9 protein-coding genes are annotated in these 14,823 nt (G+C 44.3%); all 9 read left to right on the top strand.

Features of this window, described 5'->3' with window-relative positions; genetic code table 11:
* Positions 1-31 precede the first annotated feature (31 nt).
* The 9 genes from HMPREF9010_RS22820 (at position 32) to HMPREF9010_RS22860 (ending at position 14,684) form a co-directional block, all read left to right on the top strand.
* On the top strand, positions 32-1,570 hold the full coding sequence (locus tag HMPREF9010_RS22820; RefSeq protein WP_369745624.1) for a DUF4832 domain-containing protein: 1,539 nt from the start codon (positions 32-34) through the stop codon (positions 1,568-1,570).
* A gap of 81 nt (positions 1,571-1,651) precedes the next feature.
* Complete coding sequence (locus HMPREF9010_RS22825; RefSeq protein ID WP_008646532.1) at positions 1,652-3,709, top strand: alpha-galactosidase; 2,058 nt, start codon at positions 1,652-1,654, stop codon at positions 3,707-3,709.
* A gap of 154 nt (positions 3,710-3,863) precedes the next feature.
* A complete protein-coding gene (locus tag HMPREF9010_RS22830) occupies positions 3,864-5,657 on the top strand; it encodes a glycoside hydrolase family 2 protein (RefSeq protein ID WP_008646531.1) in 1,794 nt (597 codons plus the stop codon).
* A 93-nt stretch (positions 5,658-5,750) separates the two neighbouring features.
* The gene (locus HMPREF9010_RS22835; protein ID WP_008646530.1) at positions 5,751-7,028 is read left to right on the top strand and encodes a hypothetical protein; all 1,278 of its coding nucleotides are present in this window, start codon (positions 5,751-5,753) and stop codon (positions 7,026-7,028) included.
* 20 nt (positions 7,029-7,048) lie between these two features.
* Positions 7,049-9,778, top strand: coding sequence for a sugar-binding domain-containing protein (locus HMPREF9010_RS22840; RefSeq protein ID WP_008646528.1), 2,730 nt, complete (start codon positions 7,049-7,051; stop codon positions 9,776-9,778).
* 7 nt (positions 9,779-9,785) lie between these two features.
* Complete coding sequence (locus HMPREF9010_RS22845) at positions 9,786-10,550, top strand: hypothetical protein (protein ID WP_004311186.1); 765 nt, start codon at positions 9,786-9,788, stop codon at positions 10,548-10,550.
* A 65-nt stretch (positions 10,551-10,615) separates the two neighbouring features.
* Complete coding sequence (locus tag HMPREF9010_RS22850; protein ID WP_050428269.1) at positions 10,616-12,769, top strand: glycoside hydrolase family 3 N-terminal domain-containing protein; 2,154 nt, start codon at positions 10,616-10,618, stop codon at positions 12,767-12,769.
* 18 nt (positions 12,770-12,787) lie between these two features.
* Positions 12,788-13,900, top strand: a complete 1,113-nt coding sequence (locus HMPREF9010_RS22855; RefSeq protein WP_004311188.1) for a glycoside hydrolase family 105 protein — start codon at positions 12,788-12,790, stop codon at positions 13,898-13,900.
* Between the two features lie 241 nt (positions 13,901-14,141).
* Positions 14,142-14,684 (top strand): RNA polymerase sigma factor, encoded by a 543-nt coding sequence (locus HMPREF9010_RS22860; protein ID WP_004311189.1) that lies wholly within the window; start codon positions 14,142-14,144, stop codon positions 14,682-14,684.
* The last annotated feature ends 139 nt before the right edge of the window (positions 14,685-14,823 follow it).

The following is a 14,823-nucleotide window of genomic DNA, read 5'->3' as shown; positions in this document are numbered from 1 at the left end:
ACGTATAATGAGTTGTATGATTAAAGGTAAAATGAGATCAGGACTTTTGATGCCTATATTTTTAGGGTCGTTTGCGCTTCAAGCCGCTGCCATAAGCGGCGGGTCGGATGCCGGAACCTTGAAACAGAACTTGGCACGGGATAACAAGATAATAAGAATAGAACCAGACAGGCAGCGCTTGTTGCGTAACCCACAAACCGGCTGGGTGCTTTATGCCACCCCCGGTGTGAAGGAAGATTTCTGGGAGAAGTGTGACAATATGCAGGTACCCGGTGTGGGAACGGTAAAGGTGTCCGATTATGCCCATACTCTTTATATCCGTACCAGTTGGAGGAAGTTGAATCCTGAAGAAAACGTTTATGGCTGGAATACGGATCCCATGCTGAAAATGCTGATTGAGGGAGCACGTGCAAGAAAAATGCGTCTTGCTTTCCGGGTGGTGGTCGACAGCCGTGATAAAGGCTATGACTTTACGCCCGACTTTGTGCGGGAGGCTGGTACGAAGGGCTTCGTGTGGAGAGGAAGATGGTCACCTTATCCTGATGACCCTATTTTTCAAAAGTATTATGAAAAATTCGTTTGGGCTTTAGCCAAAGACTTTGGCAATCCTGACGAGGTGGACTTTATCGACGGAACAGGTCTGGGAAAGTGGGGCGAGTATCACACTACGCTTTATTCTACGGGAGATGAAAAGCCCCGTAAACCTGTACTTGACTGGCTGGCAGACTTGTATCTGAAAGCATTCAGAGACGTTCCGGTTGTCATCAACTATCATCGTTTTGTGGGTGCCGGTAAGGACTGGGACGATAATAAGTATGACCTTGACAGTGAGTTCTTGCTTGATGAAGTAGTTGAAAAAGGATATTCTTTGCGTCATGACGCATTCGGTATGGGGCTGTATTATGGTGAATGGGAACGTGACTTTGCCAAGAAATATTTCGGCGTTCGCCCCATACTGATGGAAGGCGGATGGATTACAGGCAAAATCCACAGCTTTTGGGTGGATCCCCGCAATTATCGGAAGGGACATCCCGAAGATGTGCGTCAGGGAGAATTCGATGATAGTAAAGAGGCGCGTGTCAATATGATGGACTTCCGTGTGGGTGAAACGGAATCGTGGTTTCACAATACATTCCCTCTTGTGCAACGGTTTATTTCGGAAGGCGGCTATCGTCTCTATCCGGATATGATTTCTTTACCTACAGATGTGGCAAAAAATCAGAAACTTCGGATTATACACCGTTGGAATAATCTTGGCTGGGGATATTGCCCCACCAATATTCCGCAATGGAACCAAAAATATAAAGTGGCTTTCGCGCTGATGGACAGTCGGAATAGGGTGCAGAAGGTGTTTGTGGACAAACAGACAGACTTATCCAAATGGATGCAAGGCATCCCTGCAGTTTACACTTTTGATTTACGTCTCAAAGGAGTAACTCCGGGGAGTTATTATTGGGCAGTGGGGCTTGTTGATACTACCAAGGATAATGCGATCGGCTTGGAAATGGCTGTGCCGGAGAACATGTTGAATGCCGGATGGGCTAAATTACAGGAAGTAACCGTAAGGTAACAGGCAATCAGCTACTTGATGGGGTTAACGAAAGGTTACAGGATTCGTGTACCTTGAAGAAATAATAATAACTTTTTAACCATGAAAAAACTATTGATAGTATTGGCCTTGGCCTGTACTCTGTCTTCTCTTTATGCACAGAAAACCTGCTATAGTGAGTTGAAGGGAGATACATTAGTGATTGGAAATGAGTGTATTGAACGAAAATTCATTTGGAATGACGGTAATCTTGTCACTTATAGTCTGAGCGATAAGGCAAACCGGAAAACAACTTTCACGGTAAAGCAGGCACCGGACTTCTTTATCTCCAAAGATACCCGGGAAGCTTCCAAAGGAGCTTGTCGGGTAGAAAAGGTGGCTGCGACTGATATTCATCCGGCCTACTTGAAGACGATAGTTACATTCTCTTTGGGAACATTGGATATACAACGGATTTATCGTATATATGACGGTTGTCCGGCCATAGCATGTGACACTTATCTGAAAGGGAGTGTTAACAGCGTTTTTGGCGGACGGGAAGAAAATGCGGCTGACCGGAAAAACATCGAGTTCGTTGAAGACATGAAATCCAAATCCGTTACGGCTATTTTGGATCAATTATATCTTAAAGGGCAGCATTGGCATGCCAAGGCTGTTGAATTTTGGGATGTGACAGATTGGAACAACAATTTGTTGGCAGAGAGGGATGTTATAGCCTATCGTAAAAACAGTTATCGGGGGAATTTGCTCTTTGTTCGAAACGGGGAAGAAGGCACCGGCTTTTTCTTTCTGAAAGAATCCCCTTGTTCCAGTGTCCAGTTAGCCTATAAAGGTGCTGATTTCATCGCAGAATTCGGAAAATTCATGATTACAGGACTGGGAATTACTGAAAAGAATATTCAGGAAGATACATGGACAAGAACATATAGTTGCGTCACAGGGGTATATGGCGATGGTGAATTGCAGGCACTGACAGCGCTCCGCAGTTACCAGAAGAATATTCGTCGTCATTTCCGGAATCGTGATGAAATGGTTATGATGAACACTTGGGGCGACCGTAGTCAGGACACAAAAGTCAATGAGGCATTTTGCCTGCAAGAGTTGGAACGTGCCGCAAAACTGGGAATCACTCATTTTCAAATAGATGATGGATGGCAGGTGGGCAAGAGCCCGAACTCAGCGGTAGCTAAAGGTTCTTTTAAGAATATCTGGGACAATAAGGACTATTGGAAACCGGATCCTGTCAAATATCCCCGCGGATTGGCTCCGATAGTAAAGAAAGGAAAGAAACTGGGCATTGAAATTGGTTTGTGGTTTAATCCGAGTGTGCAGAATGATTTTGTCGACTGGGAGAAAGATGCCGAAACACTGATAGGATTGTATCGTGAATATGGTATCCGTATTTTTAAGATTGACGGATTGACTATTCCTACCAAGAAAGCGGAGATTAATCTCCGGAACTTGTTTGATAAAGTATTGGCGGAAACGGATAATAAAGTCATGTTCAATTTGGATGCGACAGCCAGTCGGCGGGGAGGTTATCATATGTTCAACGAATATGGAAACATCTTTTTAGAGAACCGTTATACGGATTGGCAGAATTACTATCCGTACTGGACGCTTCGCAACCTGTGGATGCTGTCCAAATATGTTCCGGCAGAGAAATTACAAATCGAGTTTCTGAATAAATGGAGAAATACGGAGAAATATGGAGATGATCCGTTTGCCCCGCACCGATATTCTTTTGAATATTTGTTTGCGACCACTATGGCGGGGCAACCATTGGCATGGTTTGAGGCTTCCAACTTGCCGGAAGAAGCATTTGGCATTAGAGACTTAATGGAGAAGTATAAGAAAGTGCAGTATGATTTCCATCAAGGAACTATTTTACCGATTGGTGAAGAGCCTTCGGGGCGCTCGTGGACTGGATTTCAGTCTCTTTGTCATTCAAAAAACGGTTATCTCCTTATTTACAGGGAAGATAATGCACGGGAGGAGACATGGGTGGAAACATGGTTGCCCGAAGGTGCAGAAGTTATGTGTACGCCGATACTGGGGAATGGGAAACTGATGGTAACGACTGTCGGCAGAAAAGGAACAATAAAAGTCTCTCTACCTGAGAAGAATGACTTTATGCTATATCGCTATGAAATAAGATAATTATCCTGTTTACAGGCCATATATATACAGCGTGGTGGGTATATAGATACACCACGCTGGATATATATACTCACCATGCTGGATATATATACTCAGTAACGTGAGCGTAAATCGTTGATAGTTAAGAATATTAATCTTATAAATAGATAATTTAATGCAAATCAGAAAAAAGACAATCGTGTGTATGTTGCTGTTTATCCTTTTTGTAGGGAATGCAGTAGCTCAAAACCTGATAACTAATGTATATGGTCGGGATATCCGTTCTTTAAACGGCAAATGGAATGCTATCATTGACTTGTATGACCAAGGTCGGGGAATGAAGGTATATAGAAATCAAAGTCCTAAAGGAAACACTGATTTCTATGAATATTCTTTTCAAGGAGGATTGCGGCTGAATGTTCCTGGTGACTGGAATTCACAAACGCCGGAGCTTAAATACTATGAAGGCACAGTATGGTATGCACGTCATTTTGATGCAAAGCGTTTGACACATAAACGTCAGTTCCTTTATTTCGGAGCTGTCAGCTATCGTTGCCGTGTTTATTTGAATGGGGCAGAGATCGGAAGTCATGAAGGAGGATTTACTCCCTTCCAGATAGAAGTGACGGACTTGCTGAATGAGGGAGAAAATTTTATTGCCATTGAAGTAAACAACCGTCGTACCAAAGATGCCATACCTGCCATGTCATTTGACTGGTGGAATTATGGCGGTATCACACGTGATGTATTATTGGTCACTACCCCACAAACTTATCTGGAAGACTATTTCATCCAACTGGATAAGGAATCTCCCAACCGGATGATTGCCAAAGTCGCTCTCTCGGACAAAAAGGCAGGTGAGAAGATTACGGTTTCTATCCCTGAACTGAAAACAAGCATTGATATGCTGACTGATGCCGAAGGAAAGGCTGAAACGGTATTCAATATAAAGAAGTTAGAACGTTGGTCGTCGGAGAATCCTAAACTTTATGAAGTAATCGTTTCCTCAGCCAATGATCGTGTAGAAGAACAAATCGGCTTCCGCAATATCACGGTGAAAGGAACGGATATTTATCTGAATGGCAAGCCGACATTTATGTGCAGCATTTCCTTTCATGAAGAAATCCCTCAGCGCATGGGGCGTGCTTTCTCGGAAGCAGATGCGGCGATGCTGCTGAATGAGGCAAAAGCGCTTGGCGTAAATATGATTCGGCTGGCACATTATCCGCAAAACGAATATACGGTGCGACTGGCAGAAAAGATGGGCTTTATCCTTTGGCAGGAGATACCTGTCTGGCAGGGTATTGACTTTACGAACAACAATACCCGTAAGAAAGCGCAAAGGATGTTGTCTGAAATGATAAAGCGTGACCAGAATCGCTGTGCAGTCGGATATTGGGGAATTGCCAATGAAACGCAGCCTTCCAAAGCACGGAATGAATTTCTTACCTCTTTGCTGGAAACAGGCAAACAATTGGATACGACCCGTTTGTATGTGGCTGCTTTCGATTTGGTACGTTTTAATCGTGAGAAGAAACGTTTTGTGATGGAAGATTCATTTACCTCACAACTGGATGTTGTAGCGGTCAACAAATACATGGGTTGGTATCATCCGTGGCCCATCGAGCCGGAAAATGCGGTATGGGAAGTAATACCGGATAAACCGCTGATTATATCGGAGTTTGGCGGTGAGGCATTATACGGGCAGTCGGGAGATGAAAATGTAGCAAGCTCCTGGAGTGAAGAATACCAAGCCCGGCTTTACAGAGACAATATCCGTATGTTCGACAATATACCGAATCTTCGGGGGGTATCTCCATGGATTTTATTTGATTTCCGTTCTCCGTTCCGTTTTCATCCGACCAATCAGGATGGCTGGAATCGTAAGGGATTAGTCTCGGATCAGGGAATACGCAAAAAGGCGTGGTACTTGATGAGGGAGTATTATAAAACAAAGTTTGGTGAGTAGAAATTAATTAGGATGTAATCTTAAATATCCATGAGACAAAATAGCTTTCGGTTTGTATGTTTGCTTTTTGGGCTTTCATTTCTTGGAGGAGAAATGAAAGCCCAACAGAAATCGGCCCATGAAACAGGGCTTCGCTCCAAGTCTACATCAGAACTTGCGGAACTGGAACAAGTTATCACAAAAGTAAATTATGATGAGAGTAAGGTGCCTGTCTATACGCTTCCTGATGTCCTGACCCTGACTAATGGCAGAAAAGTGACGACTAAAAAAGAATGGGTGGAAAAGCGGCGTCCGGAACTGCTCCGCCTGTTCGAAACTCAAATATATGGTAAAGCTCCAGTTCGCTCGAAGGACTTGCATTTCCGGCTACTGAACGAAGATAGAGAAGCTTTGGGCGGTTTGGCTACCCGTAAGGAAGTAGCCGTTTATCTCACAAAAGATGAGAAGCATTATCTGACAGTACTTATGTATCTGCCTAATCGGCGAAAAGGGACTGTTCCCATGTTTTTCGGAATAAATTTCAAAGGTAATCATGCCATTCACCCGGATGAGGGCATCACTTTCCCGTCAGAAGAGAGAATGATTGCTTATGGCAGAAAACGTATGTTTCCCCGGGGTAGTGCAGCTTCCAGATGGCCGGTAGAGATGTTGATGGAACATGGATATGGACTGGCCACTTTCTACCGTGGGGACATTGATCCGGATTTTGATGATGGTTTTCAGAACGGAGTTCATCCGTTGTACTACAAAAAGGGACAGACACGGCCTGCTGAAGATGAGTGGGGAACTCTGGCTGCCTGGGCATGGGGAATGAGTTGTGCGATGGATTATTTTGAAACGGATAAAGACATTGACGCCAAACGTATAGCCATCTTCGGACATTCACGTCTCGGAAAAACGACTTTATGGGCCGGTGCGATAGACCCACGTTTTGCTTTGGTTATTTCTAATGATTCCGGTTGTGGTGGTGCGGCATTGTCGCGGAGAAAGTTCGGAGAGACTGTACGGGCTGTGAACTGTCAGTTTACACATTGGTTTTGCCGGAATTTCTGGCAATACAATGATAAAGAAGACACTCTTCCTGTCGACCAGCATGAATTGATTGCTCTGATGGCTCCCCGTCCGGTCTATATTGCCAGTGCGGAAGAAGACCGCTGGGCTGACCCGAAAGGGGAATTTCTTTCCGGTGTATATGCCTCTCCTGTTTATGAGTTGTTCGGGCTGCCGGGATTGCAGGTAAAAGAAATGCCGGCTGTTAATCAGCCTGTATTGTCAGGCACTATAGGTTATCATATCCGTTCGGGAAAACATGATATTAATCTGTATGACTGGACGCAGTTTGTGAAGTTTGCCGATAAACATTTGAAGTAAGATCACTAATAGATATTTATATGAAGAACAAGTTTATAAAGTTAGTTTTTGTTGCATTTGCGCTGATAACCCAATTATCACCTTTGAAAGCGCAGACGCAGGAAATAGATTTATCCGGTAAGTGGGGATTTCAGACGGATGTGATGGATTTCCGGCGTGGTTCGTTAGATGTGCGTTATATACATCGTTTGCAAGAATCGATTGTCCTGCCGGCCATTACGGATGATTACAAGATAGGTTACAAATCTCCGTATCGGCATATTGACCGTCTGACCCGTGTATATGAATACATGGGGCCGGCTTGGTATCAACGTGAGATTGCTATTCCGAAGGAGTGGAAAGGGAAACGTATCTTCGTGTATTTTGAACGGACACATTGGCTAAGTTCCATTTATGTGGATACGAAAGAGGTTAGTAAGATTGATTATGTCAGTGTTCCTCATAATCATGAACTGACAGATTTTGTGAAACCGGGTAAGACACACGTTATTACCGTATGTATTGACAATCGTTATCAGTATGATACCCACAAATGGGATCATGCTCATTCCGAATTTACGCAAATCAACTGGAATGGCATATTGGGTGAAATGAAGTTAATGGCTGTAGACCCTGTGTACATTGATGATATGCAGTTATATCCGGATGTGTCAGACCGTTCGGTAAAAGTGAAAATGAAAATACTGAATCATACTCATAAACCGGTTACCGGAAAAGCGGCTTTTACAATATCAGGCAATTCGTATGATTTGAATAAAGAGATAACCGTCAGTGGAAATGATTCTGTCTTTTATGTAGAAGATGTTATCGCATTAGGAAAGAATGTCCGGTTGTGGGATGAATTTACTCCCAATCTTTATACATTGCAATGTGACCTGACTATCCGTGCTGACAATGCAAACTATCAACATAGCCGTTCTACTACTTTCGGAATGCGTGAGATAACGGCGGATAAGGATAAAATCTATCTCAATGGTAACCGGATACACTTACGTGGAACAGTAGAGAACGCTGTCTTCCCTAAAACAGGCTATGCGCCGGTGGATGATGCGTCTTGGGAACGTGTGCTGACTATCCTGAAAGACTATGGAATGAATCACATGCGTTTTCATTCTTGGTGTCCGCCTGCGGCTGCATTTCGGGTGGCTGATAAATTGGGAGTATATCTTGAAGTGGAAATGCCGATGTGGGGAAAAGATGCTGAACCGGACGAAGCCCGTTATAATTTCTTCCGTCGCGAGCAGAAAGCCATTCTGAAAGAGTATGGCAATCATCCTTCCTTTGTTCTCTATTGCAATGGTAATGAGATTACCGGTAATTTTGATTTTATCGAAGAACTTACTCATTATGGACGTACCACTGACAGCCGCAGACTGTACAGCGGTTCGACGGCCCGTACCCGTGTCAAGTCCGACCAATTCTATATCACTCACCAGACTACCAAAGGTCACATGGCTATTTATGAAGGACGACCATCTACCGACTGGGATAAAAACAAAGAGTTGGGTATTGACGTACCTGTCATTTCCCATGAATCGGGACAACGCTGTATCTATCCTAATTTTAAGGAGATTCCTAACTTTACCGGCCCTGTACAAGCACGCAATTTTGAAGTGTATCGTGATTCCTTGAAAGCACATGGCATGTTGGATCAGGCAGATGATTTCTATCAGGTTTCCGGTGCGCAAACCGTACTCGAATATAAAGACGTGATTGAAGCTCAACTGCGTACTTATCTGAAATCCGGTTTCCAGCTTTTGTCTATTAATGACTTTACGGGGCAAGGATATGCGCCTGTCGGTATCCTCGATCCTTTCTGGAACTCTAAAGGACTGATTACACCGGAGAAGTTCCGGGAATTCTGTGCTCCGACTGTGGCTCTGCTGCGTTTTTCGAAACGTTCGTACTATAACGACGACGTATTCACAGGAAAAGCGGAAATCTATAATTATAGTCCCTCTGCCCTGAAAAACGCTAAGTTTAAGTGGTGGGTGACAGATGCGGACGGCAAGGTGCTGAAAAGTGGAAAGCTAAAAACACAAAATATCGGTAATCATGGTGTTTTTTCCGCAGGAGAATTTAGTTATGCACTTAACGGTATCACCGCTCCTCAAAAGCTGACTGTTCATTTATCGGTGAATAATACAATCAATAATAGCTGGGATATTTGGGTATATCCTCGTCGGGAACTGAAAGAACTGATGCAGTCTACGGCGGATGTTCTCTATACGACGGTATTTGACGACAGGGCTAAACAATTCCTTAAAGAAGGAAGGAAAGTTGTCCTATGCCCCATGCCGGCTAAGGTTATAGGGCGTAGTTCCAATTTCCATAATCATTTCTGGAATCCTATCATGTTCAAATGGAAACCGATGACACTGGGTTGTCTGATTCATACAGACAAGGCGATGTTCGACGATTTCATTACGGAAAAACACCTTGACTGGCAATGGTGGGACATCTTAACGCATGCCAAAGTAATCGAAATGGATGAGGCGCCACGTCAGTTGCGTCCGTTCATTCAGGTGATAGACAGTTATGAAACTAACCACAAACTGGGAATCGGTTTTGAAGCCAGAATAGGAAATGGGAAGCTGATGGTGTTGGCACTGGATACAAAGAAAGAAATGGAGAAACGGCCTGCCACTCAACAACTGCTGGTTAGTATCGACCGCTATGTGAAGAGTGACCGCTTCAACCCGCAAGTAGATGTAGAAGCGTCGTTTATAGAATCGTTCTTAAGAAAATAGGGAAAGAATGAGAAGTTTTAGTTTTATTCTAAGTCTTTTGTTTCTGACATCTGTATCGGCACAGGAAATACAGATGTCGGAGACGGCTTCTTTGGAGCAAATTTACGGAGAAGTGCAGGAGGCAGAGGAATTGCTGCCGATGAATGAGTTGGGACTTGAGTTCGGATACGCCCTTTATGAGGCCACAATCACGGCAGAGGAGGAGAACCCGGTATTGACGGTGGAAAATGTAAGAGACTATGCCGCCGTATATGTAGATGGAAAGTTACAGGGATGGATGACGGAAGAGAAGAAAGCAATCCCCTTACAGGTGCTTGCAGGCAAGCACACCTTGCAATTATATGCGGAAAATATCGGCCGTATCACCTATGGGCCGGAGATATTGGATAATTCCAAAGGGCTTTTTGGCAGTATCACCTTGTCGGATACGGAAATAGGGAATTGGAGAATGATTCCTTTGGCGGTACGCGATTGTGCAGTCGGTGAACTGACTTTCGCACCACAAACGGACGGTGGTCGCCCTTGTTTCTATAAAGGGACTTTTACAGTAGAAATCCCCGCTGATACTTATCTGGATGTCTCCGGTTGGGGAATGGGAGAAGTATGGGTGAACGGACATTATGCGGGCTCTTACTGGGAACAGAATGCGCAGCAATCTATACAACTTCCAGCAGAAACATTGCAAAAGGGAGCAAATTCCCTGACCGTTTTTGAACTGAAAAGTAACGGCAAGCGCACCATGCGCCTGTCAGATAAAGCTATATTTAATTAAATGAAAGAAACCATGATGAAAAAAGGTTGATAGCGTGTGGGGTGTGCCTTTGGACGGCGTTTTGCATGCTTGAGGCGAGGAATGAGAAGCCTGCCGTATATAAAGACGCGAAAGCTCCGACGGAGAAGCGTGTGGAGGATTTACTCTTGCGCATGACAATGGAAGAGAAAGTGCTTCAACTGAGCCAGTATGTTGCGGGACGGAATACGAACGCGAACAATATTGGTGAGGAGGTGAAGAATATCCCTGCGGAAATCGGTGCGCTTCTTTATTATAGCACTAGTCCCCACCTGCGTAACAACATACAGAAGAAAGCTATGGAAGAGTCGCGGTTGGGGATACCTGTACTGTTCGGGCACGATGTGATTCACGGATTCCGTACTGTTTACCCGATTTCCATTGCGCAGGCTTGTTCGTGGAATCCGGCTTTGGTGGAGAAAGCTTGCGCCATGGCTGCCAGGGAAGCGCGTCTGGCAGGACTGGACTGGACGTTCTCGCCGATGATTGATGTGGCACGCGATCCTCGCTGGGGGCGCGTTTCCGAAGGATATGGGGAAGACCCGTATACGAACGGAGTTTTTGCTGTCGCTTCAGTGAAAGGATATCAAGGTAATAATTTGGCGGACGGGGAGCATATTGCCGCTTGCCTGAAACATTATATCGGTTATGGAGCTTCGGAAGCGGGACGTGACTACGTATATACGGAAATCTCTCCGCAGACTCTTTGGGATACCTATATGCTTCCCTATGAAATGGGAGTGAAGGCGGGTGCCGTTACCCTGATGAGTGGCTTTCATGATATAAGCGGTGTACCCGCCTCTGCCAATCATTATACGATGAGAGAGGTATTGAAAGGTCGTTGGAGTCATGACGGATTTGTAGTTTCGGATTGGGGTTCCATTGTACAGTTGATTTCCCAGGGAGCAGCGGAAGACCTGAAGGAAGCCAGCGAAAAAGCAATCATGGCAGGCGTGGATATGGACATGATGTCCCGCGGATATGACAAATACCTGAAAGAACTAGTAGGGGAGGGCAAGGTGCCGGTGGAGATTGTGGACGATGCCGTTCGCCGCATCCTTCGTTTGAAGTTCCGCCTGGGCTTGTTTGAGAATCCTTACATAAGAGAGACGACAGAAAAGGAGCGCTTCTTGCAGCCGGAAGATATAAAAATAGCAGAGAAATTGGCGGAAGAGTCTTTTGTGCTGTTAAAGAACAAGGAGAAACGTTTGCCATTGGCGGCGGATACAAAGGTGGCGGTCATAGGTCCGTTAGGTAAAAATCGCTGGAACTTGTTAGGCTCCTGGACTGCTCACGGCAAGGACGGTGATGTGGTAGGAATTTATGACGGGCTGAAACTGGAACTGAAAGACTTGTCACAACTGCTGTATGCCAAAGGATGCGACTTTGACGGTAAGGATGAATCGGGCTTTGCCGAAGCTGTCGCTACGGCCGGGAAGGCGGATGTCATCCTGCTTTGTCTAGGTGAAAAGCGGAACTGGAGCGGGGAGAATGCTTCGCGTGCTTCCATTGCCTTGCCGAAGATACAGGAGAAATTAGCGATGGAACTGAAGAAGACCGGCAAACCGATTGTGCTGATTCTCTCCAACGGACGTCCGTTGGAACTTTGCCGTCTGGAGCCGGTTTGTGACGCCATTGTTGAAATCTGGCAACCGGGCATTGCCGGAGGCAAACCGCTTGCGGGCATTTTGACAGGAAGAATCAATCCTTCCGGCAAGTTGCCCATTACTTTTCCGTATGCAACCGGACAGATTCCCATCTATTATAATCGGCGGCAGAGTGCCCGTCCTCATCAGGGCAAGTATCAAGACCTGACGATAGAACCGCTCTATGAGTTCGGACATGGATTGAGCTACACTACTTTTGAGTATGGCGACCTCAAGGCATCTGCTACTCAACTAAAAAGGGGAGATAAACTGTCAGTAGAAGTTGCGGTGACCAACACAGGCGACAGGGATGGTGCGGAAACTGTCCATTGGTTCATTACAGACCCTTATTCAACGATTACCCGTCCGGTAAAAGAATTGAAATATTTTGAGAAGCAAACGATTAGGGCCGGTGAAACCAGAACTTTCAGATTTGAAGTGGATTTATTACGTGACTTGGGCTTTATTGATGGAGACGGTAAACGCTTTTTGGAAAAAGGTACTTATTATGTACAAGTGAAGGATAAAAAGGTGAAATTGGAATTGATAGACTGAAAGTAAAGAATTGATAATATGAGAAAGATATTCTTGTTAAGCGCATACCTTTTATGCAGTGTTTTCGTGAGAGCGGTAGAAATCCCTTTCCAAAAGTCCGAAGTTAAGTCTATCATGAGAAAGGTTGCGGATTGGCAAATTGCCAATCCACATCCGGCTCCTGAACATGACGACCTGAACTGGCCGCAAGGTGCTCTCTATGTCGGTATGGTCGATTGGGCTGAATTGGCAGAGAAAGAAGACGGTGATGATACTTACTATAAATGGTTGACCCGTATAGGTCGCCGGAATTGCTGGCAGCCGGACAAACGGTTTTATCATGCTGATGATATTGCCGTGTCACAATCCTTTTTGGATTTATATCGCAAATATAAGGATGAAGAGATGATTGTACCAACATTGGCTCGTACGGAATGGATTATCAATCATCCTTCTAAAGGCAGTTTCAAATTAGTGGAAGGTGACTTGAAAACTTTGGAACGGTGGACTTGGTGTGACGCCCTCTTCATGGCTCCCCCTGTATATGCCAAACTGTATATGCTGACCGGAGACAAGAAATACATCAAGTTTATGAACCGTGAGTATAAAGCGACTTATGATTACTTGTTCGATAAGGAAGAAAATTTATTCTACCGTGACTGGCGCTATTTTGATAAGCGTGAAGCTAATGGCAAGAAAGTCTTTTGGGGTCGTGGTAATGGTTGGGTGCTTGGTGGTCTGGTTGAAATATTGAAAGAGTTACCTCGAAAAGACAAGAACCGCAAATTCTATGAGGAACTGTTTGTGAAACTGGCTACACGGATTGCCGGATTGCAGCATCCTGATGGCTTCTGGCACGCAAGTCTGTTAGACCCTGCTTCTTATCCGTCACCGGAAACCAGTTGCACTACTTTTATAGTTTATTCCATAGCCTATGGTATTAACGAAGGGTTGTTGGATAAGGTGACTTATCTTCCTGTGATGATAAAGGGATGGAAGGCATTGTTATCGGCAGTGGAACCGGATGGGAAACTAGGCTATGTGCAGCAAATCGGTGCTGATCCGAAGAAAGTGACTCGTGATATGACGGAAGTTTATGGAGTCGGCGCTTTCTTGATGGCGGGCAATGAAATCTATAAAATGGCAAGATAATTTGTGTCTTTATGGAGAAGAACTGTAGCAAAACTAAAAAGCTCGTTCTGTAAGGTCCAGATGGTAGCTGTTAAGTGTGGAAGAGCTATATCAAACTCCGTTTTCCGAGTGATGATATAGCTTTTCTCATTGTTGGGGGAAAATAGGCTAATTGATAAAGAAAGTTAATATTATGAGACTTGACCTATATAATACATAAGAATTCTGCGCCTGTCAATATATAAAATAGTAATCTAATTAAATGGAAGACCTGGAAAGAGAACTTTTGTTGATTTCCAAAGGGGATGAACTGGCTTTTAACAGTTTTATGAACCGATATTCGAAGAGGTTATACTATCACGCTTTTGGTATCCTTAGTAATAAGGAAATGGCGGAAGAAGTGGTAGGCGATGTTTTCTTTGAAGTGTGGAAACTACGTAGTACGCTTTTGGAAATTGCCAGTATGTCGAGTTGGTTGAATACGATTGTTTATCGTAAATCAATCTCTTATTTGCGTAAAGAGGTGAAGAGTAATCAGGAGATCTCTTTTGAGGAACTTCAGAATTTCTCTTTCCCTGATATGCAGACTCCGATGGATGATATGCTTTCGCGTGAAGAGATACAGTGTTTGAATGAAGCAATCAATAGTTTGCCGCCCAAGTGCAAGCATGTATTCTTCCTGGCAAAACTGGAACAAATGCCTTATGCGGAAATTGCGCGTATGTTGCAAATTTCACTTCCTACAGTGAACTACCATATAGGGTATGCTATGAATGCTTTGCGAAAGAGACTTGTAGGCGGGTGATTCAGAAAAAAACAGCACTGAAAGAAAAAAAGTGGAAATTAAACCTATAGATAAATTCAACCTCTGCGTCTTTATAAATAGAAAGAAGTTTTAGGTGAAAAGATTGTTTGCAGGAAAAAGAAATTGAAAGGATAAAAAG

This window comes from Bacteroides sp. 3_1_23, assembly GCF_000162555.1.
Lineage (GTDB): Bacteria > Bacteroidota > Bacteroidia > Bacteroidales > Bacteroidaceae > Bacteroides > Bacteroides ovatus.
The sequence above is the reverse complement of the archived record's forward strand: the minus strand, read 5'-3'. Positions and strand labels throughout refer to the sequence as shown.

Bases quoted from the DNA above. Each gene is read 5' to 3' on its own strand.
- HMPREF9010_RS22830 (WP_008646531.1), top strand. From the start codon at position 3,864: ATGCAAATCAGAAAAAAGACAATCGTGTGTATGTTGCTGTTTATCCTT.
- HMPREF9010_RS22845 (WP_004311186.1), top strand. From the start codon at position 9,786: ATGAGAAGTTTTAGTTTTATTCTAAGTCTTTTGTTTCTGACATCTGTA.
- HMPREF9010_RS22860 (WP_004311189.1), top strand. From the start codon at position 14,142: ATGGAAGACCTGGAAAGAGAACTTTTGTTGATTTCCAAAGGGGATGAA.
- HMPREF9010_RS22855 (WP_004311188.1), top strand. From the start codon at position 12,788: ATGAGAAAGATATTCTTGTTAAGCGCATACCTTTTATGCAGTGTTTTC.
- HMPREF9010_RS22835 (WP_008646530.1), top strand. From the start codon at position 5,751: ATGAAAGCCCAACAGAAATCGGCCCATGAAACAGGGCTTCGCTCCAAG.
- HMPREF9010_RS22820 (WP_369745624.1), top strand. From the start codon at position 32: ATGAGATCAGGACTTTTGATGCCTATATTTTTAGGGTCGTTTGCGCTT.
- HMPREF9010_RS22840 (WP_008646528.1), top strand. From the start codon at position 7,049: ATGAAGAACAAGTTTATAAAGTTAGTTTTTGTTGCATTTGCGCTGATA.
- HMPREF9010_RS22850 (WP_050428269.1), top strand. From the start codon at position 10,616: ATGCTTGAGGCGAGGAATGAGAAGCCTGCCGTATATAAAGACGCGAAA.
- HMPREF9010_RS22825 (WP_008646532.1), top strand. From the start codon at position 1,652: ATGAAAAAACTATTGATAGTATTGGCCTTGGCCTGTACTCTGTCTTCT.